The sequence below is a fragment of the Polaribacter ponticola genome (genome assembly GCF_026191475.2).
Lineage (GTDB): Bacteria > Bacteroidota > Bacteroidia > Flavobacteriales > Flavobacteriaceae > Polaribacter > Polaribacter ponticola.
Genome location: NZ_JAOSLC020000003.1, coordinates 1,239,476 through 1,260,645, shown reverse-complemented (window position 1 = coordinate 1,260,645; position 21,170 = coordinate 1,239,476). Strand labels below are relative to the sequence as shown.

The window sequence follows — 21,170 nt, the reverse complement described above, 5'->3', positions numbered from 1 at the left end:
ATTTTAATTTAGTGTAAAAATTTTTATGCCATTATGGTCGTCAGTAGTGTAGTTGCTACTTAAAATTATGTTTTTAGCTTGATAACTATTATTAGAAACAGACCAATCTATTACTGGTTTAAAATCTTTTAAAGCATCGCGAAAAGAAATAAGGTGATGACTTTCGTTTTCTATACTAAAAGCTCCTGTAGAAACAAAAAAGGAGTTATTTGAGTTGTCTTTTATTTCATGAGCTATAAAAATTCTACCATGATTATTAATTGTTGTTGGGTTTGCATTATCAGACCAAGTTTCCATGAATTGCGGTATCCAATAATCATTTTCAAATAAACCATAATAACCAGTTGAAGAACCACTCCTCATTAAAAAGTTGTTAGCTTTTAGAAAATTTACAATGTTTTCTTCTGCTTCAACTTTATTAGTTGCCTTAAAATCCAACCAAATAATATTTATTGGCTCAAGAATTACTTTGCCTTTTAGCTGAATACCAATCCAATTTGCAATTGAGCTTATTTCAGGTGTTTTTTTATTAAACATCCAAAGACCAATATCTAAATTAAGGTCTTCTTTATTTTTACTTGTTATTTTTATGTTTTCACTTAAAGGTACTTGTTCTTGCTTAAGTTTAAATACATCAGTTTTGTCTGAGCATGAAGTAGTAATAAGAAATAATACCATAAGAAAACTCGCTCTAAACAACATTTATAATTTTTCTTAAAGCTACAAAAAAAGCACCAATATTTAAATTGATGCTTTCTAATTATTTTATACTGTTAAAAACTATATAAATACTCTCCATCCGTAAGGATCTTCTGTTTTGTTAGTTTGTATATCAGTAATTTTTTTCTTTAATATTTGTGCAAAAGGATTTTCTAATTCTGGTAATTCAAAATCACTTTCTTTATATCCAAAACCTGCAATTGGCGATATTACAGCAGCAGTTCCTGCTCCAAACATTTCTTTTAAGTTTCCGTTTTGTGCAGCTTCTACAACCTCACCAACAGAAATTTTTCTAACTTCAGTTTTTATGTCATTGTCTTCAGCAATTTGTAAAATACTTTTACGAGTAATTCCGTCTAAAATACGATCACTAGTTGGGCTCGTAATTAAAGTATCGTTAATTCTTATAAAAATATTCATCGCTCCAGCTTCTTCAATAAATTGGTGCGTGTTATCATCTGTCCAAATTACTTGGTTGTAACCTTTATCTATTGCTAATTGAGTAGGGTAAAACTGTGCAGCATAATTACCACCAGCTTTTGCAAAACCAACACCACCATTTGCAGCACGAGCAAATTTTTCTTCAATTAAAACTTTTACTTTACCAGCAAAATAAGCTCCTGAAGGTGCAGTACAAATAACTAATTTATATTCATCTGCTGGAGAGGCATGAAAACCGTTACCAGTTGCAAACATAAATGGTCTTATGTATAAAGAACTACCTTCGTTTGTAGGAATCCAATCGCTATCAACTTCTAATAATTTCTTTAATCCATCCATAAAGATATCTTCTGGAATTTGAGGAATCACTAAACGTTCTGCAGATTTGTTTAGACGTTTACAGTTGTCTAAAGGTCTAAAAAGCATTTTGTTTCCATTTGCATCTTTATATGCTTTCATTCCTTCAAAAATAGATTGCCCGTAATGGAATATTTTTGATGAAGGATCTAAAGAAATAGGAGCAAAAGGTTCTATAGTTGGTGTTTGCCATTCGCCGTTTTTAAAATCGCAAACAAACATATGGTCTGAATATACACTACCAAAAGGTAAATTATCAAAATCTACAGAATCTATTTTCGATTTTTCTATACGTTGAATTTCTATATTAGATTTCATTTTTTTAGTCTAAAAATTTATATTACAAATGTACATAATTTATTAATCTGTTTACATAGCAAATAACCGATTTTCTTGTTTAATTTCTTACCTTTGAAATTGATTAATTCAAATAAAATTTAGATGAAAAATTTAATAAGATTTAGTGTAATAACACTATTAATTTTTGGTGCTTGTAAAAAAGAAAAGACTCCTTTAGAAGTAAAAAAAGAAGTAATCGCTTTTGATTCTTTTGGAGATAAAATAACAAATGAAGCTGCATTAAGTGCTGCAGATATGCTTACAAAATATAAAGGCTTAAAAGTAGGAGACACTATTAATGCAAAATTTGCCTCTTCGATTAAAGAAGTTTGTTCTAAAAAAGGATGTTGGATGAAATTACCCTTAGATGCTTCTACAGAAACTATGGTACGTTTTAAAGACTATGGTTTTTTTATGCCTTTAGATGCTAATAATAAAGAAGTAATTATAGAAGGTAAAGCATTTGTAAAAGAAACTTCTGTAAAAGAATTACAACATTATGCAGAAGATGCAGGAAAAAGTAAAGAAGAAATTGCAAAAATAACTGAGCCAAAAATGGAATTTTCTTTTGAGGCAAACGGAGTTCTAATGAAAAAATAATGAAGAATTTACTTCATATAGTTTTGCTTTTGTTTCTTTTTGGATGTTCGCAGAAGAAAGAAAAAAAGTTATTATTAAAGAAAGTAAGATGTATAAGCAGTCAGAAATGGCTGCTTTAATGCTTAAAATGTATGCTGTTAACTTAGAAAATAAGGCGTTAATTTTAGAGGGTAAAGTGCCAAACAGTATTCCTGAAGAATTTGTAAATATTCATACAGCAAAACTTACCGATCCGTCAGATAGAAATGCAGCATTTAAAGGTTTTTCAGATTTTTATTTAAAAACATATGAGCAGGTAACAACTACCAATAAAGACTCTTTATCTGTAAAACATAATAATACAATTAACAGTTGTATTGCTTGCCATAAAACAACATGTATTGGTCCAATACCAAAAATTAAAAAACTTTTAATTCATTAATTGTGAAAAGAGAAATTATAATTACTTCAGATGGTTCTTCAACAATTCATTTACCAGATTGGGATGAACAATACCATTCTAAAAATGGTTCTATTAATGAAACATATCATGTTTTTATAAATAGTGGATTAAAACAAGTTAAAACCGAAGAAGTTTCAATTTTAGAAATAGGTTTTGGAACCGGATTAAATTGCTTTATTACGTATTTAGCAAGCAAAAGAAAAATTGATTACGTTGGTGTAGAAGCTTATCCTGTAACTGCCGAAGAAGTAAAAAAATGAATTTCATTTCTGTATTAGAAGCAGAAAAAGAAAGCGATATGTTTGATGAAATTCATGATGTTTCTTGGGGTGAGAAGCATCAAATTTCAGACAGATTTTCACTTTTAAAAAGAAAACAGTTCTTTGAAGATATAGAGGATAAAGATGTTTTTAATTTAATTTATTTTGATGCCTTTGGAGCTCGTGTGCAACCCCAATTATGGACAGAAGAAATTTTTAAAAAAATGTTTGATGCTTTAAAAGTTGATGGAGTTTTAGTAACGTATTCTGCAAAAGGAAGTGTTAGAAGAGCAATGCAAGCAGTTGGGTTTATGGTAGAAAGATTACCTGGTCCTCCTGGAAAAAGAGAAATGTTAAGAGCAACTAAAATTAAATCTGAATAATATGGAATTCAAAAGAAAATTTGGTAGAAAAAAGAAGCTAAACCAGTTAAAGGTTTATTCTTAGTTTTACTATTAGCTATCGCAATAATTCTTTGGTATAAAGCAGAGTCTATTATGAATGCTTTGTTTTAATAGTTAAAATAGTATTGTGGCTGTAGAAAAAATTATTTTAGGGATTGATCCTGGTACAACTATTATGGGTTTCGGACTCATAAAAGTGGTTGGTAAAAAGATGGAATTTATTCAAATGAATGAATTAATGCTTAAAAAATATGATGATCATTACTTAAAATTAAAACTTATTTTTGAACGCACAATAGAATTGATAGATACTTACAACCCAGATGAAATTGCTATTGAAGCACCTTTTTTTGGTAAAAACGTACAATCTATGTTAAAGTTGGGTAGAGCACAAGGTGTTGCTATGGCTGCAGGTTTATCTAGAGAAATACCTATTACAGAATATTTGCCAAAGAAAATTAAAATGGCAGTTACCGGAAGCGGAAGTGCAAGTAAGGAGCAAGTTGCATTAATGCTAAAGTCTTTATTAAACTTAAAAACGTTACCAAAAAACTTAGATGCAACAGATGGTTTAGCTGCTGCAGTTTGTCATTTTTATAATTCAGGTAGAGTTGTTGGTGGTAAAAATTATTCTGGTTGGGCGAGTTTTGTAAAACAGAATGAGAAACGTGTTAAGAAATAATGTTTAGTTTTCAGTAGCAGTAGCAGTTTTTAGGTTGTTTTAAAAAATAAATTATGAGTTTTACAGATTTGTTCGCATTAAAATGTAATTATATAGATAGAGAAATGTATAAAAATTTGTCTTCCGGAAATTTAGAAGTTGGAAAATTAATAAATTATATGATTAATAACCCTAGTAAATTTGGAGTCAATAAAACTGCAAACTGATACTGAAAACTGTAAACTAATTTGGCAGGAATATATATACACATTCCGTTCTGCAAACAAGCATGTTTTTATTGCGATTTTCATTTTTCTACTTCATTGAAGAAGAAAGAAGATATGATTTTTGCTCTTGTAAAAGAAATAGAAATCAGAAGAAACGAGCTTAATAATGATGTTATAGAAACCATTTATTTTGGTGGCGGAACACCTACAGTTTTAAATATTTCAGAAATTCAGCAATTAATAGATGCTGTTTATAAAAATCATAAGGTAGTAGAAAATCCAGAGATTACTTTAGAAGCGAATCCAGATGATTTATCCGAAGAAAAAATAATAGAGCTTTCTAAGTCGCCAATTAACCGATTAAGTATTGGTATTCAATCTTTTTTTGAGAAAGATTTAAAGCTGATGAATAGAGCTCATAATTCAGACGAAGCAAAGAAATGTTTGTCTATAGCAACTCGCTATTTTAAAAATATATCTGTCGATTTAATTTACGGAGTTCCAGATTGTACAAGCGAAGAATGGAAACAGAATATACAAACTGCTTTGAGTTTTGGGATTCCTCATATTTCTAGTTATGCATTAACTGTAGAGCCAAAAACGGCTTTAGAAACGTTAATTGCAAAAGGAAAAATTAAAAATGTTGATGATGAAAAAGCGCAAGAGCAATTCAATATTTTAATTAACGAATTACATAAAGCTCATTTTATACATTATGAAACTTCTAACTTTGGTAAAGAAGGTTTTTTTAGTAAAAACAACTCTTCTTATTGGTTAGGAAAAAGCTATTTAGGTATTGGTCCTTCTGCTCATTCTTTTGATGGTAAACAACGAAGTTGGAATGTAAGAAACAATGCTAAATATATAAAAAGCATTCAGGAAAATAAATTACCAATAGAACGAGAAGTTTTATCAGTTTCAGACAGGTATAACGAATATATCATGACAGGTTTAAGAACAATTTGGGGAGTTTCTTTAGAGAAAATTAAAAATGATTTTGGCCTATCTTATGTAGAATATTTAGAAAATCAATCTAAAAAACATATTAAACAAGAATTATTGTATATTGAAAACCAAGTTTTAAAAACCACACAAAAAGGTAAGTTTTTATCTGATGGAGTTTCATCAGATCTATTTATCCTGAACTAGTTTCAGGATCTGTTACTCAGTTATCTGAATTTCATTGAACTAGTTTCAGGATCTGTTACTCAGTTATCTGAATTTCATTGAACAATTTTCTAATTGATAATTTCAAAAAAAAATCAAGTGATTGAAGGGTATGTTTATATGCTTTCTAATAAAAATAAAACAGTTTTATATAGTAGTGCTACCAAATATTTAAAAGAAAGAATAGGATTACATATAGAGGGAAAAGCAACAAAATTTACTAAAATATATAGTGTTAATGAGTTATTATATTTTGAAAAATATACTAATTTTCACGATGCTTTTAAAAGAGAAAACAATTAAAGAATTGGCATAAAAATTGGAAATGGAATTTAATAAAATCTGTAAACCCTAATTTTAAAAACTTATATTTGGATTTATAATAAAATCATATATTATAATTTAGTTTAATCTAAAAGATACTGAAACAAGTTCAGCATGAAAGCAATTATAGAATATAATTCAAGAAAAATAGAAGTAAATATTTCTGATCCTATAGATATTTCTATTCCAATAGATACCTCAAAACAAAATGTAAATGCTTGGTATGTAGATGATCCAAAGATATTTCCAGAAGAACTAGATAACGAAATTATAAAAGTATCTGAAGGTGCTGTTGTAAATTTTAATAATATTCATTTCAATCCACATTCGCATGTAACGCACACAGAATGTGTTGGTCATATTACAGAAGAAGTACACTCTGTAAATAAAAATTTAAAATATTTTATTTTTTTAGCAGAAGTGGTTACAATTGCTCCTTTATTTCATAATGGAGATTTTATTATTGGAGTAAAACAGTTAAAAACTGCTTTAAGAAATAAGAAAAGAGATGCTATTGTAATTAGAACTTTGCCAAATTTAGAGGAGAAAAAATCAATGCAATATTCAAATACAAATCCAACTTATTTGTCTGAAAAAGCTGCTATTTATTTAAAAGAAAAAGGCATAAAACATTTGCTTATAGATTTGCCTTCTGTTGATAAAGAAAAAGATGATGGGCAATTGTTATCTCATAATGCTTTTTGGAACACTTCTGGCAAATTAAGAATGGATGCAACCATTACAGAGTTTATTTATGTACCAAATTCGGTTGAAGATGGTGAGTATTTATTAAACTTAATGATTGCGCCTTTTGAGAATGACGCTACACCAAGTAAGCCTATTTTGTATAAAATTATTAAGTAACTTATCAACTAATTATGAAGGCAGCTTTTAAGAAAAAATATATTCTTTACATTGTTTTAGTTGTTTTACTATTGCTGATTAAAGGTGCTGTTTATTCTGATATTTCTGTAAAAGATTTAAAAGCAGAATACGCAAACGAGCATTCTAAGTTTGTTGAGGTTGATGGAATGCAAGTCCATTATAGAGATGAAGGTAAAGGTTTTCCGATTGTTTTAATACATGGTACAGCTTCTTCTTTACATACTTGGAATGATTGGACTACAGAACTTACACAAACTAATAGAGTAATTAGAATGGATTTACCTGCATTCGGCATTACAGGACCGAACAAAAATGCGGATTATTCTATAAAAAGTTACACGAATTTTTTACATCAATTTTTAATGAAAATGAATCTTGATAAATTCTATTTAGCAGGAAATTCTTTAGGAGGAAATATTGCTTGGAATTATACTGCAGAACATCCAGAGAAAATAGAAAAATTGATTTTAGTTGATGCAAGCGGTTTACCTACAAACAAACCACAACCTGCTATTTTTAAAATGGCAAAAACGCCTGTTTTAAGCTCACTATTTTTATATGTAACTCCAAAAATTTTCATTAAAAAGAATATGAAAGAAGTGTATGGAGATGAAACAAAAATTACCGATGATTTAGTTACTCGTTACCATAAAATGGCTTTAAGAGTTGGTAATAGACAAGCTTTTATTGATAGAGCAAAAATAGATTTTAAGTTAGGAGAAAAGACTAATTTAAACAAACTTAAAAGTATACAAACGCCAACTTTATTAATTTGGGGAGCAAAAGACAATTGGATTCCTTTAAAATCTGTTGGAATAAAAATGGATAGCATTTTACCAAACTCTAAATTAGTTGTTTTAGAAAATTCTGGTCATGTTCCTATGGAAGAAAATCCTGAAGAGAGTTTGGTTGTTTTGAAGGAGTTTATTGAGATTCGCTAACGGTCTAGTGTATGATTTCGTTGCGTGTTTGAGCCACTAATTTAGTAAATAAAAATTAAACAGAAAATTCGCGAGGACTTTCGTAAGTAGGCTATAACTAGCAATGAATTATACACATTGTTACCCACAGTTTTTATTCCGAAAGTTCATTAATCATTTTCTGTGAATGGTCTGCTGCCCATTTTTCTTTTTCGGTACTGTGTGATATTGTTTTTTTGTAATATTCAATTGCTTTTTTAGAGTTTTTTTCTTGCTGGTAAATTACCGCACTTCCATAATATCCACCAAAATAGTCTGGATAATCACTTTGTAGAACCGAAAATAATTTTAAAGCATCATTGTTTTTGTTAGCATTGATATAGCTTATTCCAAAATTAAAAAGTCCGCCTTTAGACACAGAATAGTTTACGGTGTCTCTTTTAATCTTGTTATATAAATCTATTCCTCTATCTATTCCATTAAGGTCAATTTCTTTTTCTAAAATAATTTCAAATGGCATTTGAAATTTCCCGTTAGTGAAATGACTAAGTAAGGCTTTTGCTCTATTGGGCAATTCTTGACCTCTTTTGTTCCTGTTGGTAAAAATTGCAACAGAAATATTTTCGCTTGGTATTCGTATCACGTGACTACCAAACCCAGTAGAAGAACCTCCGTGTTGTAATATTTTTGTTCCATTAAAATAATTAACAATCCAACCATATCCATAACCATCTTCAGTGGATTTTCCTTTTTCATTGTAATTATAAAATGCCTCATCTAATTTAGCCTGTGGTATCAATTTATCTGAATACAATGCTTTGTCCCATTTGTAATAATCTAAAATAGAAGTGTAAACACCTCCATCTCCTTGAATTGCACTTGTTAAACTTTGGTCTTTGGCAATAATTGAAGTGTCCTTTACTATGTAACCGAAGGCTCTATTTTTAATTTCTCTGTTTTTTACAAGAATAGTGGAATTTGTCATTCCTAATGGAAGGAATATTTCTTTTTCCATAAAATCTGAAAATGATATTCCTGTTATTTTTTCAATCACTTGGGCTAATACTGCATAGCCAGTATTGCTATAAGCATATTTTGTGTTAGGTTGAAAATATGTACTGTCAGTTTTTAAAAGTCCATCTAAAACGTCCTTATCTAACATTTGTTCAGTTTGGTTTTTCTTAATAAAACGATTGTATTTTACTAATCCTGAGCGATGTGTTAAGAGTTGTCTTATAGTAATGTCTTTTCCATATTCAGGGAATTCGGGAAAAATTTCGGTAAGAGTTGTTTCGTAAGCTAGTTTGTCTTGATTTACTAAAATCATTATTGCCATTGCTGTAAACTGTTTGGTAACAGAAGCAATTCGATAGTTGGTTTTAGATGTAGCGAGTTTGTTGTTCTCTAGATCAGCAAAACCATAATTTTTTGTAAAATCAATTTGATTGTCTTTGATTACAATGACACTTGCACTTGGTCTATTCCCAACATAATCTTTAAATAAATAATCGATAAATTCAATATCGTAATTTGATTTTGGTGAGTTCTGAATACTCTTTTTTGAAGAATTACATCCAAAAAATATGATAGAAAATACTAAAGTTAATTGGATGTACTTCATTTTTTTTAATTGTGGGTAACGTATACACGTTTATGCAACGTTTTAATGTTTTATAAACGTAGTTAGCGAAGTTCTTTAAAATTGAGTTTAGAAACAAACTAAATTAATTTTTAAAACCACTTTTTACGTTTAAAGTACCAAATAGAAATAACGGTTACCAAAACCATAATTCCTAAGAGAATAAAATAGCCATATTTGAGCTTTAACTCAGGAATATTTTCAAAATTCATACCATAAATACCAGCTAAAAAAGTTAACGGAATAAAAATTACAGATAGAATGGTTAATGTTTTCATTACCTCATTTAATCTGTGACCTTGTATACTAAAAATCAAGTTTATTTTACTTTCTAGCTCTTGTAATTCAAAATCGATATTAGAAATTAAATTACTGGTTTGTTCTTTTAATTCACTATAATATTTAATGTCAAAATCTGCAATTTTAATTTTTTCTAATTTTATAATCATGTCTTTTAAACTTATTGCTGCTTTTTTAAAGTTGAACAATTCCTGTTTTCTTTTTTCCACTAAAGAAGTAAATTCAGGAGTTGGTTTTATAATTTCTGCATTTAATTTATCAGAACTTAAATCAGCATTTTTTTGATAGGCTTCTTCATAATTATCAACAATAGATTCTAAAACTAAGTACAATAAATAATCAGCTTTCTTTTTCCTTACAATTCCTTTATCACCTTCTAAACGCTCACGAATCCAATTAAAGTAATCGCCACTTTTTTCTTGAATACTCCATAGAAACCCAGAAGAAAAGATAAAAAACATTTGTTCAGAATCTAAGTCTTTACTTTCAGTTTTTAAAACACGAGTACTAATAAACACCAAATCGTCAAGTAAAATAACTTTATTTGGATGCTCTTCTTTCATGAATAATTTAATCAAGAAATCGTCTAAATTATTATTTATAATTATTTTTTTAAAAATGTTTCTAAAATTTAACCCATACGTATTTAACCATTCTGTAGATGGTGTTGTATTGGTAAGCACAACATCAGAAATAGATGAATAACTCGTTTTTTCATAGTTTTTCTTAGAATAACTTATGAGAGATGTGTTTTTTAAAAAATCATTTTCCATTTAAATAATAATTGTAAATTTGATAGTTAAAGATACTTTTTAATCTAATAATAAACGCTTTTTTAAACAAAATTTAAATGCATATAGAGCAACTAAGAGATTTTTGTATTGCCAAAAAAGGAGTAACAGAACACTTTCCTTTTGATGATGTAACACTTGTTTTTAAAGTAATGCATAAAATGTTTGCACTTTCTGGTTTAGAAAAATGGGAAAAAGGAGAAGAAAGTATTAACTTAAAATGTGATCCTGAAAAAGCATTAGAGTTAAGAGGAGAATATGAAGGTGTAAATCCGGGGTTTCATATGAGTAAAAAACATTGGAATACAGTTACTATAAATACGAGTGATGTTTCAGATAAAATGGTATTTGAACTTATTAATAATTCTTATGATTTAGTAGTGAGTGGTTTAACTAAAAAAGCACAGAAAGAATTAGAAAATTTGTAATTTTTAAACTGAACTTGTTTCAATAGTTTGTCTGTTCGAGTGATTTGATTTTTTTATCAAAATTGTATCGAGAACTTTTTAAATACATCGATATTTCAAAGGAGTAACTTTTTTGAGTTCCTTAAACTTCCTATTAAAATTAGAGATATTATTAAACCCAGATTTAAAAGCAATTTCAGCAATAGATAAATCCTTATTAGAATTCAAAAGCTTGCAAGCATTTTCAATTCGAAGTTCTGTTAAAAAACTGATATATGTTTTATTAGTTCGTTTCTTAAAATATTTGCAAAATGCATTTTTAGTCATATTAGCAACGTTAGCAACATCCTCTAAATTAATTGTTTTATGAGCGTTTTCTATTGTGAAATCAAATACATTTCGCATTTTTTTCCTTCTAAATCAGAGTAATTTTTGGAGTAAATAAAGTTAGAAAGAGATTTAGATTCAGCGTTTGTTATTTGTTTTAAAACTTCTAAAAACAAAATAAAACGTTCTAATTTAGAAGCTCTTTTAAGTTGATAAAAGGAATTGATAATTTCCTTTTTATTAGTGTTTATTCGTAAACCTTGTAAAGATTTAGAAAAGAAATTATTAAGTTCAGTAAACTCATTCAATTTAAAAAAATCATCTCCAAAAGAATTTTCAGTAAAAAAAACACTTAACATTTTAGAAGCCTCTTGGGTATTTTTATCACTTTTAAAAGCGTGCGATAAATTACTCCCAATCACAAAAATATCATTTTCAGTATAATTAGAAATGCTATCTCCAACTAATAAAGTACCATTTCCTTTCTCAATAAAACTAATCTGAATTTCATTATGCTGATGCAATTTATCATAAAAAACTACCTCAATATCTTCCTGATAAATCAAAGCATTGTTTTCAGGTTTTGGTATTTTAAAAGGGTAAACTTTCATTGTTGCTATTTGTTTAGAAAATGTCAGTTCGAGTGATTTTGAGGAACGAAAAATTGTATCGAGAACTAATTTAGATACTAAAAATAATTATTATTAACTCAAATTCTCAAGCTGTAATATTTAATACAAAAATATTCATAAATATTTAAATTACATTAATTATGGATAATATAATATCAAAAATGAATAATTTAATAGTATTTTAAATGTATAGCAATTCATAATTTTATATCAATTAAATATAACAAAATGAAATCTAATTGGGAAGGTGTAATGCCAGCAGTGTTTACATGGCTGAAAGAGTCAAAATCTGGCGCTCTTGAAATTGATCTTGATGCAACACAAAAACAGGCTGCAAGGGATTTTAAAAGTTCAAGGAAAGGGCGGAAGCAGAATGAGCGGACTTGTAGGTTCTGGAACTTTGGGAGAGAATAGTTACCTGAGCACCAAGCAACGTCTTTCTTTATTGAAATCTCTTTCTGAGGTTGCTAAAGAATATAATGTTCCATTAATTAGTGGAGCTTCAGCAAAAACTAAGGAAGAACTTGTCAAAATTATTGAAGGACTTGCTACAGTTGGAGTTGATACAGTTATGGTTATGCCACCAAAAACGAAGATAGTTCCTTCTGAAAAAGAAATGTATGAGTACTATGCACTTTCTGAAGCAACTGCAAAAGATGTAGACGTAAAAATTATGCCTTATAATAATCCTGATGCAGCTGGTTATCATGCACTTTCAACTGACCTTCTTTTAAGACTTTCTGTGATGCCTAAAGTATCTGCTCTTAAAATATCGACTATTGATGTTTCAATTATTGAAACTCTGATGTTAGAGAACAAAGATTTAAAAATTTTGGCAGGAGTAGATACAGTTACTGTACATGCAGGACTCGCTGGAGCATGTGGTGGAATTACGGGTGTAGGTTGTATCTTTCCAAAAGCTAGTATAACTATGCAGGAATATGTTTTAAATGGAGAATGGGCTAAAGCAAACAAAATTTCTCAGGCTTTAAATTCCTTATCGTATCTAGATGCTCAACCACTGCTTATGGAATATCTTAAACTTGCTATGGGAATTCATCAAAATGACGTTGTTGGAGGACTGCGTACTTTTGGTAAAAAATTAACGCAACATCAAATTGATGATGTTAATGCAAGATATATGCTGGCAAAAAAAAGACTTGAAGTTTTAGACTTAATCAGTTGATCTATCAAAAAAAGTTGCGTACAAACGAGTAAGTTTTAATAAAATATTAAAAAAATAAGTAAAAATGACTACAGGAAAAAATTACTTAGGCAATAAATTATCAGCCAAAGGAAACAAAACATACAAAACATTCAATCCAGAATTAAATACAGAAAATGAGATTGTTTTTACTGAAGCATCTTCAGAAGAAATTCAACAAGCTGTTGATTTAGCATCAAAAGCATTTCTGGAGTTTAGAACAATTTCAGGTAAAAGAAAAGCAGAATTTCTAAACACAATTGCAGATGAAATTTTAGCTTTAGATGATGAGTTGGTAAAGACATATTGTTCAGAAACAGGTTTGCCAGAAGGAAGAGCAAAAGGAGAAAGAGGTAGAACAGTTGGGCAATTAAGAAATTTTGCAAATTTAGTTGCAGAAGGTTCTTGGTTAGAAGCAACCATAGATACTGCAATGCCAGAGAGAGAGCCAATGCCAAGATCTGATATTCGAAAAATGCTAATTCCATTAGGTCCTGTTGTGGTTTTTGGAGCAAGTAATTTTCCTTTAGCATATTCTACAGCAGGTGGAGATACTGCAGCAGCTTTGGCAGCAGGTTGTCCTGTTATTGTAAAGTCACACCCAATGCATTCTGGAACAGGAGAATTAGTAGCTTCTGCAATTATTAAAGCAGCCGAAAAAACAGGAATGCCAAATGGTGTTTTTTCTAATTTAAATTCTAGTGGAATTGAAGTTGGTCAGCAACTAGTTACAAATCCGAAAATAAAAGCAGTTGGTTTTACAGGAAGCATAAAAGGAGGAAGAGCATTATTAGATTTAGCAGCAAAAAGAGAAGAACCAATTCCGGTTTTTGCAGAAATGGGGAGTATTAATCCGGTTGTAATTTTACCAAAAGCATTAGAAAACAGACAAACAGAAATTGCAAAAACCTATGCAGGTTCAATTACTTTAGGAACCGGACAGTTTTGTACAAATCCTGGATTGTTATTAGCAATTAAAAGTGATGCTTTAAGTGCTTTTGTAAACAATTTATCACAAGAAATTATGGAGATAAATCCTTCTTGTATGTTGCACCCAAACATTAAAAAAGAATATAACAGTAATAAAGAGAAAGTGGTTTCTCAAAACAATGTTTCTGTAGTTGCAAATTATGTATCTGATGTGGAAAATAATTATGCACAACAAGCAGTTGTTGTTGTAGAAGGAAAAGAGTTTTTAGAAAACACAACCTTACATCAAGAAGTTTTTGGACCATTTTCTATGATTGTTAAATGTGAAGATGAAGCTGAATTAGAACAAATTATTGCCAATTTAGAAGGGCAATTAACAGGAACTGTAATTTCTGATGAAAATGAAGTTGCTGATAATTCAAAAGTAATTTCAGCATTACAAAATAGAGTTGGAAGAATTATTTTTAATGGAGTGCCAACAGGTGTTGAGGTTTGCGAATCTATGGTTCATGGAGGTCCATATCCTGCATCTACAGATAGCAGATTTACAGCAGTTGGTGTCAATTCTATAAAACGTTGGGTGCGTCCTTTTAGTTATCAAGATTGGCCAAATCAATTATTACCAAAAGAATTACAAAACGAAAACCCTTTAGGAATTTTTAGAACTGTAGACGGAATTAGAACTAAATAAAATGAGTAAACACACTTTTGTTTGTATTGATGCGCATACCTGTGGAAATCCCGTAAGAGTTATAAAAAGTGGAGGGCCAAATCTTATTGGTAAAACCATGAGTGAAAAACGACAGCATTTTTTAAAAGAATACGATTGGATACGAAAAGGTTTAATGTTTGAACCACGTGGACATGATATGATGAGCGGTAGTATTTTATTTCCACCTCATAATCCAGAAAACGACTTTGCCATTTTATTTATAGAAACTTCTGGTTGTTTGCCAATGTGTGGACACGGAACAATTGGTACCATTACCATTGCAATTGAAGAAGGTTTAATTGTACCAAAAGTTCCGGGGAAAATAAGAATGGAAGCGCCAGCAGGTTTGGTGGAAATCGAATATCAACAAACAAATAATAAAGTAGATTGGGTAAAATTAGTTAATGTAAAAAGCTACTTAGCCGCAGAGAATTTAACGGTTGATTGCCCAGAATTAGGAGAAATTACTTTTGATGTTGCCTACGGCGGAAATTATTACGCAATTGTAGATCCACAGAAAAACTTTAGTGGAGTTCACGATTTTACAGCATCAAAAATTATTCAATATTCACAGGTTGTAAGAGATAGAATTAACGAAAAATATCCAAATAAATTTATACATCCAGAAAATGTAACCATAAAAGATGTAACTCATTTATTATGGACAGGAAACCCAATAGACGCAACTTCTCATGGTAGAAACGCGGTGTTTTATGGAGATAAAGCAATAGATAGAAGCCCGTGTGGAACAGGAACATCAGCAAGATTAGCACAGTTATTTGCAAAAGGAAAATTAAAAGTAGGAGAAGAATTTATTCATGAGAGTTTTATTGGAAGTAAATTTGTAGGTTGTGTAGAAAAAGAAACTACTTTAGTCGAACAAAAAGCAATTGTACCAAGTATAAAAGGTTGGGCAAAAATTTTTGGACATAATACAATTACGATTGATCCAGAAGATGATCCGTATGCATTTGGTTTTCAGGTAATTTGAGTTTAAATTAATTATTAAAAACTTACTTGTACTGAATTTATTTCAATATAAGAATCGTATAATAACTTACTTGATTTATGATTATTAACAAGAACGAAATTCTAAAAAAGCATTGTTATACAGAACTTGTTTACCAAAGAATAAATAAAAAGTTAGGAACTAACTTTTCAAAAAAAGAAAGCGAAGAACTTATAGAAAAGGTATTGTTAGAAACAGCTTTAGAAAACTACCAAAAAATAGGTAAGAATTTTTATATTTCTAATCAGGAAGAAAATATTAAAATAACAGTAAATTCTAATACTTTTAGAATTATAACTGTAGATAAATTGATGAAATAAGCAAAGTAAATGGCAAAAAGTGTAATTATTATTGGTGGCGGAATTATTGGTCTATGTACTGCCTATTATCTTCAAAAAGAAGGTCATAAAGTTACTGTTATCGATAAATCGGATTATTCATCTGGTGCTTCTTATGTAAATGCGGGTTTTATTACTCCCAGCCATATTATTTCTTTGGCGGCTCCAGGCATGATTAATAAAGGAATAAAATGGATGCTTAATTCAGAAAGTCCTTTTTATGTAAAACCAAGATTAGATTTAGATTTTTTAAAATGGGCTTGGTATTTTAAAAAAGCATCTACCCAAAAAAAGTAGAAAGCTCAATTAAAGTAATTAAAGATATTAATTTGTTTAGTAAAGAATTGTACGAAGATATTAAAGTTTCAAACGATTTTAATTTCTTTTATCAGCGTAAAGGTTTGTTAATGTGTTATCAAACAGAAAAAGCTGGAGCAGAAGAATGGAATACTGGACAACGAGCTATTAAAGAAGGGTTAAAAGTTGAAAATTTAACTAAAGAACAAGTACTAACTATAGAGCCTAATGCAGGTTTAAATGTTAATGGAGCTGTATATTACCACTCAGATGCACACATGACTCCGAATGAGTTTATGTCGCAAATGAAGGTTTATTTACAAAACAATGGTGTAAGTATTCTAAATAATGAAGAAGTCCTAGAAATTACAGTTTCTAATCATAAAATATCAGAAGTTAAAACCAATAACCTTCAAATTAAATCAGACGAGTTTGTAATTGCTTCAGGAGCTTGGTCTCAAAAATTAATGAAGAAATTAAATACTAAAATTCCTGTTCAAGCAGGAAAAGGATACCGAATTAATGTTGCCCAAGAAACAGGAATTAAAATACCATCAATTTTAATTGAAGCAAAAGTAGCAGTAACACCTATGAACGGTTTTACACGTTTTGCAGGTACAATGGAAGTAGATAAAATTAACAATAAAGTGAATCCGATTCGTGTAAATGCTATTGCAAAAGCAGCAGAAAAATACTACAACGGATTAAAAATTTTACAACCAGATATTGATAATGCAGCATGCGGATTAAGACCTTGCTCTCCAGACGGATTGCCTTATATTGGGCGTTTATCAAAAATACATAATGTAACCGTAGCAACAGGTCATGCAATGATGGGTTGGAGTTTAGGACCTGCAACAGGTAAATTAGTCTCAGAAATTATTTCTGATAAAAGAACAAGTTTAAATTTGCACCCTTTTTTTGTAGAAAGATTTTCTTAATATATTTGGAAATATGAAAAAAGAAGAGCTTAGAAAAAAATATAAAGAGAAACGAAATAGTTTACTTGATGTTGAAATAACTTTTTTTCAAGAGAGTATTTATAAGCAAGTTTTTGATTTAGATATTTCTAAAGTTAAAATCGTTCATTTATTTCTCTCAATGAGAAAATTTAAAGAGATCGATACAAATCCGTTAATAGATTACTTTAGAAGTAATAAGAAACGAATTGTAGTAAGTAAATGTAATTTTAATAACAATACTTTATCTCATTTTTACTTTGATGAAGACACGGAATTGATGCTTAATAAATTTGGAGTTCCAGAACCTAATAATACAGAGGAAGTTTCAGAATCTGAGTTAGATTTAATCTTTGTTCCAATGTTAATTTCTGATAAGAATAATTATAGAGTTGGTTATGGAAAAGGATATTACGACCGTTTTTTATCGAAATGCAGAAAAGATGTACCAATTATTGGGCTCAATTTTTTCGAGCCAATAAAAAAAATTGAAGATGTTAATAAATTTGATATTCCTTTGGATAAAATTATATACCCAAAGGAATAGAAAAATAGATTAATGACAACTACACGTAGGTATTGTAAAACTATTGGTTTTAGAATTTAAAGGAACACCCTGGTTGTAACCTTCCAATTCAAAATAAAACTTACCTCTTTTTTTATCGTAATTACCAACTTCATTCATGGTGCTTACATCGTATAAACGACCATTAACCATTGTATAGATTACAGAATTTGAGTTTTTAATATCCTCTAAAGGATTCTTATCCATAATAATTAAATCTGCTAATTTTCCTTTTTCTAAAGAACCTATTTCATCTGCAACCCCAATGTATTCGGCACCATTTATGGTTGCAGCTTTTAATGCTTCATGATTAGATAAACCACCTTGTTGTAGCATCCATAATTCCCAATGAGCACCTAAACCTTGTAATTGTCCGTGCGCTCCTAAATTTACTTTTACACCTTCATTAGCTAATGCAGTTACCGTTTTAGAGGTTAAAATATGGCCGTTTTTATACTCTTCTTCTGGCACCATTGTTCTGTGTCTAGAACGTGCATCAACAACATATCTTGGAGTATATTTTAGTAATGTTTTATTTTCCCAAACATTCATTTTTTGATACCATTCAAACTCACCGTTCATTCCTCCGTAATTTACAATTAGAGTTGGAGTGTAACCTGTTTCACTATTTTTCCATAGTGATAAAACATCTTTATAAACAGGGTTTACAGGAATATTGTGCTCAATTCCTGTATGGCCATCAAAAATCATACTCATGTTTGCGTAGAAATTAGAACCACCTTCTGGCACAACATTTACGTTTAATTCTCTTGCAGCTTGCATAATTTGCTGGCGTTGTTCTCTTCTAGGTTGATTGTAACTTTTAATAGATTTTGCGCCAAATGCTTTGGTTCTAGAAACGGCAAATCTTGCATCTTGTAAATTGTTTACAACCGCTTTAAAATCTCCTTCTGCACCATATAAAATAAAACCTGTAGAAAACATTCTTGGTCCAACCAACTGTCCACTTCGTTGCATTTCTTCTAATGTAAATGCAGCTGCTGTATTTACAGAAGGATCATGAGAGGTTGTAACACCAAACGCTAAATTTGCATAAAATTGCCAATGTTTTTGAGTACTTAAACCGCTTCTAAAAGCACCAACATGTGCATGTACATCTACTATACCTGGCATAATTGTTTTACCATTCATGTTATACACTTTTGCATCAGAAGGAATTGTAATTTTATTTGTTTTTCCTATTTTTTCAATCTTGTTATTATGAATGATGATGGTACCATCTTTTATAATTTGATTTCCTTTCATGGTAATTATTCTTGCATTTTTAAATGCAATTCTACCTTCTGGAGCATCAGATTTTTCTTTTAAGTTGATTTTAATTCCCGATGATTCATCCGCAGCTAAATTTGTTTTAGCAAAAGGATCTGTTGTATTGTTTACGATAGATTTAGAAAAATACGTATCACCTAAAGTCCAAAAAACTTTGTTATTATTTGATGCCCAATGCAAGTTGATTCCTGCATTTTTAGACAAACTCTCTACTTTAAATGATTTTGTATTTTGATCTAAATTAATCTCACTTCCATTTATAATTAATGGAGCTACAAACAATTTATGTAAATGTATAAATGAAATCCAATTATTGTCTTTACTTGGTACCAATCTGTTTGCTAGTTTAGACGAAAAATGACTTCTTTCATCTTTACCATTTAGATCTACACTTTTTAATTTTTTGGTTAAACCACCAAAAAAAGAACCTCCTGTTTGTAGAAAGATACGTTTGTCATCTGCAGAAAATATTGGAAACTCACCACTTTTAGAAATTCTTTTGGCTGATGATCCATCTACATTTGCAATATATATTCCAGTCTTTTTAGTGTAATCATATCCTTGATCTCCGTTTCCAGATTCTTTTCTATATACTATTTGTGAATTTGAGTTGTTAAAAGAAGGAGTTCTATAAATACCTTTTTCAGGTGTTAATTTCTGTAAACCAGAACCATCTAAATTTACTTTATAAATGGCACCTAAATTTTCATCATTCCAAGTAACAAATAAAATTGAATTTCCGTCTGCAGAAAAACTTGGTTCCGCTTCAAAATCTGATAAAGTAGTAATTCTTTGAGGAATTCCGTTTGGTAATTCTTTCTTATAAATATGACCTAAAGAAGTAAACACGATTGTTTTTTCATCAGGAGAAGTCTGTACATCTTTAATCATTTTTGAAGTAAATTCTGTCTCAAAAACTTTCCTTTTTACACGATGTGTTTTTGCTAATTTTATTTCTTGACTTACCTGAAAAGGAATATTTGAAATCTGTTTTGTTTCGATATTAACTCGATTAATTTTTCCTTGCGCCCAAATAATAATGTCTTTACTATCTGGCATCCAAGAAAAATGAGGATATACCCCAAAAACCGCCCAAGCTTCACTCTGATCTTTACTTAAATTCTCATAAACAGGCCATTCTTTTCCTGTTTCTAAATCATGAATGTATAAAACCGATTTAGTTCTAACACGTTTTACAAAAGCCAATAATTTACCATTTTTAGAAACTACGGGTCTTGCAGCTCCTCCAGGACCTCCAGTAATTCGTTCAGTTTCTCCGGTTTCAAAATTATATTGATTAATTACATAAATCTGTTTGTTAGGGTCTTTATTGTATTGAAAATATCCACCAGGATACATGTCTTCTGCATAATATAAATATTTTCCGTTTGGTGAAATTGATGGGTCATTTACGTCTTGCTGATCATTTTTTCTTTTTGTAAGTTGTAAACCAGCTGCACCAGAAAGTGGATATTGCCACATTTCTCCTGCACCAACAGAACGTGTAGATGTAAAGTGTTTTCTAGCTACTAAAGATTTTCCATCTGGTGTCCAAACAGCATTGTTTAATAACCTGAATTTTTCTTTGGTAATAGATTTTGCATTTTTACCATCGGCGCTCATCACCCAAATATTATTTCCGCCTTCAGCATCACTTGTAAAAGAAATGTATTTTCCATTCGGACTAAATCTTGGCTGTACTTCATAAGCCAAACCAGATCTTAAAACTGTTGTTGTTCCGCCAGAAATTGGCATTTTATAAATGTTTCCTAATAGATCAAAAATAATGGTTTTTCCATCTGGAGAAACATCTAAATTCATCCAAGTCCCTTCTGTTGTATTTAACTCGAAGGAGTTATAGAGCCAATCTTTATGAGGGTTATTTACATCCCAACTTGTTGGATTTTCTGCTTTCTTTTGAGAGTTTAATTGAATAGAAATTGATAAGAATAGGAATAAAATTAAATTTTTAGACATGACTGTATTTCATTAAAAATTATATGTTATAAATGTAAGACATATA

General features: G+C 29.8%; 23 protein-coding genes and 1 pseudogene. 17 read left to right on the top strand and 7 right to left on the bottom strand.

What is annotated here, in order from left to right; translation table 11 throughout:
• Positions 1 to 3: 3 nt before the first annotated feature.
• Complete coding sequence (locus tag N5A56_RS10780; RefSeq protein ID WP_265725463.1) at positions 4 to 678, bottom strand: hypothetical protein; 675 nt, start codon at positions 676 to 678, stop codon at positions 4 to 6.
• Positions 679 to 780: 102 nt separating this feature from the next.
• Complete coding sequence (locus tag N5A56_RS10775) at positions 781 to 1,836, bottom strand: branched-chain amino acid aminotransferase (RefSeq protein WP_265725462.1); 1,056 nt, start codon at positions 1,834 to 1,836, stop codon at positions 781 to 783.
• Positions 1,837 to 1,959: 123 nt separating this feature from the next.
• On the opposite strand from N5A56_RS10775, the gene N5A56_RS10770 reads away from it, so the two are divergent.
• From N5A56_RS10770 to N5A56_RS10730, 9 genes and pseudogenes are all read left to right on the top strand, one after another.
• Positions 1,960 to 2,457: a DUF4920 domain-containing protein gene (locus N5A56_RS10770; RefSeq protein ID WP_265725461.1), complete on the top strand. Its 498-nt coding sequence runs from the start codon at positions 1,960 to 1,962 to the stop codon at positions 2,455 to 2,457.
• A gap of 88 nt (positions 2,458 to 2,545) precedes the next feature.
• The gene (locus N5A56_RS10765; RefSeq protein ID WP_265725460.1) at positions 2,546 to 2,878 is read left to right on the top strand and encodes a hypothetical protein; all 333 of its coding nucleotides are present in this window, start codon (positions 2,546 to 2,548) and stop codon (positions 2,876 to 2,878) included.
• Positions 2,879 to 2,880: 2 nt separating this feature from the next.
• A pseudogene (gene mnmC2, locus N5A56_RS10760) lies at positions 2,881 to 3,542 on the top strand (tRNA (5-methylaminomethyl-2-thiouridine)(34)-methyltransferase MnmC2).
• A 148-nt stretch (positions 3,543 to 3,690) separates the two neighbouring features.
• Positions 3,691 to 4,245, top strand: a complete 555-nt coding sequence (ruvC, locus tag N5A56_RS10755) for a crossover junction endodeoxyribonuclease RuvC (protein ID WP_265725457.1) — start codon at positions 3,691 to 3,693, stop codon at positions 4,243 to 4,245.
• A 53-nt stretch (positions 4,246 to 4,298) separates the two neighbouring features.
• Complete coding sequence (locus tag N5A56_RS10750; RefSeq protein ID WP_265725456.1) at positions 4,299 to 4,451, top strand: four helix bundle protein; 153 nt, start codon at positions 4,299 to 4,301, stop codon at positions 4,449 to 4,451.
• 21 nt (positions 4,452 to 4,472) lie between these two features.
• Positions 4,473 to 5,600 carry a radical SAM family heme chaperone HemW gene (hemW, locus tag N5A56_RS10745; protein ID WP_265725455.1) on the top strand — a complete coding sequence of 376 codons (1,128 nt, stop codon included), beginning with the start codon at positions 4,473 to 4,475 and terminating at the stop codon, positions 5,598 to 5,600.
• A 93-nt stretch (positions 5,601 to 5,693) separates the two neighbouring features.
• Positions 5,694 to 5,921, top strand: coding sequence for a GIY-YIG nuclease family protein (locus tag N5A56_RS10740; RefSeq protein WP_265725454.1), 228 nt, complete (start codon positions 5,694 to 5,696; stop codon positions 5,919 to 5,921).
• 135 nt (positions 5,922 to 6,056) lie between these two features.
• Positions 6,057 to 6,806, top strand: a complete 750-nt coding sequence (locus N5A56_RS10735; protein WP_265725453.1) for a cyclase family protein — start codon at positions 6,057 to 6,059, stop codon at positions 6,804 to 6,806.
• A gap of 14 nt (positions 6,807 to 6,820) precedes the next feature.
• A complete protein-coding gene (locus N5A56_RS10730; protein WP_265725452.1) occupies positions 6,821 to 7,768 on the top strand; it encodes an alpha/beta fold hydrolase in 948 nt (315 codons plus the stop codon).
• 133 nt (positions 7,769 to 7,901) lie between these two features.
• On the opposite strand, the gene N5A56_RS10725 is transcribed toward N5A56_RS10730, so the two are convergent.
• Positions 7,902 to 9,368: a serine hydrolase domain-containing protein gene (locus N5A56_RS10725; protein WP_151675489.1), complete on the bottom strand. Its 1,467-nt coding sequence runs from the start codon at positions 9,366 to 9,368 to the stop codon at positions 7,902 to 7,904.
• 110 nt (positions 9,369 to 9,478) lie between these two features.
• Positions 9,479 to 10,459, bottom strand: coding sequence for a CorA family divalent cation transporter (locus N5A56_RS10720; protein WP_265725451.1), 981 nt, complete (start codon positions 10,457 to 10,459; stop codon positions 9,479 to 9,481).
• Positions 10,460 to 10,536: 77 nt separating this feature from the next.
• Between N5A56_RS10720 and N5A56_RS10715 the strand changes: the two genes are divergently transcribed.
• A complete protein-coding gene (locus tag N5A56_RS10715; protein ID WP_265725450.1) occupies positions 10,537 to 10,905 on the top strand; it encodes an MmcQ/YjbR family DNA-binding protein in 369 nt (122 codons plus the stop codon).
• 78 nt (positions 10,906 to 10,983) lie between these two features.
• On the opposite strand, the gene N5A56_RS17450 is transcribed toward N5A56_RS10715, so the two are convergent.
• Positions 10,984 to 11,211, bottom strand: coding sequence for a helix-turn-helix domain-containing protein (locus N5A56_RS17450; RefSeq protein ID WP_337994843.1), 228 nt, complete (start codon positions 11,209 to 11,211; stop codon positions 10,984 to 10,986).
• Positions 11,212 to 11,261: 50 nt separating this feature from the next.
• Positions 11,262 to 11,822 carry an AraC family ligand binding domain-containing protein gene (locus N5A56_RS10710; protein ID WP_337994792.1) on the bottom strand — a complete coding sequence of 187 codons (561 nt, stop codon included), beginning with the start codon at positions 11,820 to 11,822 and terminating at the stop codon, positions 11,262 to 11,264.
• A gap of 334 nt (positions 11,823 to 12,156) precedes the next feature.
• On the opposite strand from N5A56_RS10710, the gene N5A56_RS10705 reads away from it, so the two are divergent.
• The 7 genes from N5A56_RS10705 (at position 12,157) to N5A56_RS10680 (ending at position 17,839) form a co-directional block, all read left to right on the top strand.
• The gene (locus tag N5A56_RS10705) at positions 12,157 to 13,029 is read left to right on the top strand and encodes a dihydrodipicolinate synthase family protein (protein ID WP_265725449.1); all 873 of its coding nucleotides are present in this window, start codon (positions 12,157 to 12,159) and stop codon (positions 13,027 to 13,029) included.
• A gap of 64 nt (positions 13,030 to 13,093) precedes the next feature.
• Complete coding sequence (locus tag N5A56_RS10700) at positions 13,094 to 14,668, top strand: aldehyde dehydrogenase (NADP(+)) (protein ID WP_265725448.1); 1,575 nt, start codon at positions 13,094 to 13,096, stop codon at positions 14,666 to 14,668.
• A gap of 1 nt (position 14,669) precedes the next feature.
• On the top strand, positions 14,670 to 15,680 hold the full coding sequence (locus tag N5A56_RS10695) for a 4-hydroxyproline epimerase (RefSeq protein ID WP_265725447.1): 1,011 nt from the start codon (positions 14,670 to 14,672) through the stop codon (positions 15,678 to 15,680).
• A gap of 77 nt (positions 15,681 to 15,757) precedes the next feature.
• A complete protein-coding gene (locus N5A56_RS10690; RefSeq protein ID WP_265725446.1) occupies positions 15,758 to 16,018 on the top strand; it encodes a DUF3781 domain-containing protein in 261 nt (86 codons plus the stop codon).
• A 9-nt stretch (positions 16,019 to 16,027) separates the two neighbouring features.
• Positions 16,028 to 16,333, top strand: coding sequence for an FAD-dependent oxidoreductase (locus N5A56_RS17445; protein ID WP_337994791.1), 306 nt, complete (start codon positions 16,028 to 16,030; stop codon positions 16,331 to 16,333).
• A gap of 32 nt (positions 16,334 to 16,365) precedes the next feature.
• Positions 16,366 to 17,274, top strand: a complete 909-nt coding sequence (locus tag N5A56_RS10685; RefSeq protein ID WP_337994790.1) for an NAD(P)/FAD-dependent oxidoreductase — start codon at positions 16,366 to 16,368, stop codon at positions 17,272 to 17,274.
• A 13-nt stretch (positions 17,275 to 17,287) separates the two neighbouring features.
• On the top strand, positions 17,288 to 17,839 hold the full coding sequence (locus N5A56_RS10680; protein WP_265725444.1) for a 5-formyltetrahydrofolate cyclo-ligase: 552 nt from the start codon (positions 17,288 to 17,290) through the stop codon (positions 17,837 to 17,839).
• A gap of 9 nt (positions 17,840 to 17,848) precedes the next feature.
• Here N5A56_RS10680 and N5A56_RS10675 read toward each other — a convergent pair whose 3' ends face one another.
• Positions 17,849 to 21,124, bottom strand: coding sequence for an amidohydrolase family protein (locus tag N5A56_RS10675; RefSeq protein WP_265725443.1), 3,276 nt, complete (start codon positions 21,122 to 21,124; stop codon positions 17,849 to 17,851).
• Positions 21,125 to 21,170: the final 46 nt, after the last annotated feature.

Excerpts from the sequence above, each read along its gene's own strand:
- N5A56_RS10750 (WP_265725456.1), top strand. The coding sequence starts at position 4,299 with ATGAGTTTTACAGATTTGTTCGCATTAAAATGTAATTATATAGATAGA.
- N5A56_RS10710 (WP_337994792.1), bottom strand. The coding sequence starts at position 11,822 with ATGAAAGTTTACCCTTTTAAAATACCAAAACCTGAAAACAATGCTTTG.
- N5A56_RS10675 (WP_265725443.1), bottom strand. The coding sequence starts at position 21,124 with ATGTCTAAAAATTTAATTTTATTCCTATTCTTATCAATTTCTATTCAA.
- N5A56_RS10720 (WP_265725451.1), bottom strand. The coding sequence starts at position 10,459 with ATGGAAAATGATTTTTTAAAAAACACATCTCTCATAAGTTATTCTAAG.
- N5A56_RS10695 (WP_265725447.1), top strand. The coding sequence starts at position 14,670 with ATGAGTAAACACACTTTTGTTTGTATTGATGCGCATACCTGTGGAAAT.
- N5A56_RS10770 (WP_265725461.1), top strand. The coding sequence starts at position 1,960 with ATGAAAAATTTAATAAGATTTAGTGTAATAACACTATTAATTTTTGGT.
- N5A56_RS10705 (WP_265725449.1), top strand. The coding sequence starts at position 12,157 with ATGCAACACAAAAACAGGCTGCAAGGGATTTTAAAAGTTCAAGGAAAG.
- N5A56_RS10715 (WP_265725450.1), top strand. The coding sequence starts at position 10,537 with ATGCATATAGAGCAACTAAGAGATTTTTGTATTGCCAAAAAAGGAGTA.
- N5A56_RS10680 (WP_265725444.1), top strand. The coding sequence starts at position 17,288 with ATGAAAAAAGAAGAGCTTAGAAAAAAATATAAAGAGAAACGAAATAGT.
- N5A56_RS10775 (WP_265725462.1), bottom strand. The coding sequence starts at position 1,836 with ATGAAATCTAATATAGAAATTCAACGTATAGAAAAATCGAAAATAGAT.
- N5A56_RS10725 (WP_151675489.1), bottom strand. The coding sequence starts at position 9,368 with ATGAAGTACATCCAATTAACTTTAGTATTTTCTATCATATTTTTTGGA.
- N5A56_RS10690 (WP_265725446.1), top strand. The coding sequence starts at position 15,758 with ATGATTATTAACAAGAACGAAATTCTAAAAAAGCATTGTTATACAGAA.
- N5A56_RS10700 (WP_265725448.1), top strand. The coding sequence starts at position 13,094 with ATGACTACAGGAAAAAATTACTTAGGCAATAAATTATCAGCCAAAGGA.
- N5A56_RS10735 (WP_265725453.1), top strand. The coding sequence starts at position 6,057 with ATGAAAGCAATTATAGAATATAATTCAAGAAAAATAGAAGTAAATATT.
- N5A56_RS10730 (WP_265725452.1), top strand. The coding sequence starts at position 6,821 with ATGAAGGCAGCTTTTAAGAAAAAATATATTCTTTACATTGTTTTAGTT.
- N5A56_RS10780 (WP_265725463.1), bottom strand. The coding sequence starts at position 678 with ATGGTATTATTTCTTATTACTACTTCATGCTCAGACAAAACTGATGTA.
- N5A56_RS10765 (WP_265725460.1), top strand. The coding sequence starts at position 2,546 with ATGTATAAGCAGTCAGAAATGGCTGCTTTAATGCTTAAAATGTATGCT.
- N5A56_RS17445 (WP_337994791.1), top strand. The coding sequence starts at position 16,028 with ATGGCAAAAAGTGTAATTATTATTGGTGGCGGAATTATTGGTCTATGT.
- N5A56_RS17450 (WP_337994843.1), bottom strand. The coding sequence starts at position 11,211 with ATGACTAAAAATGCATTTTGCAAATATTTTAAGAAACGAACTAATAAA.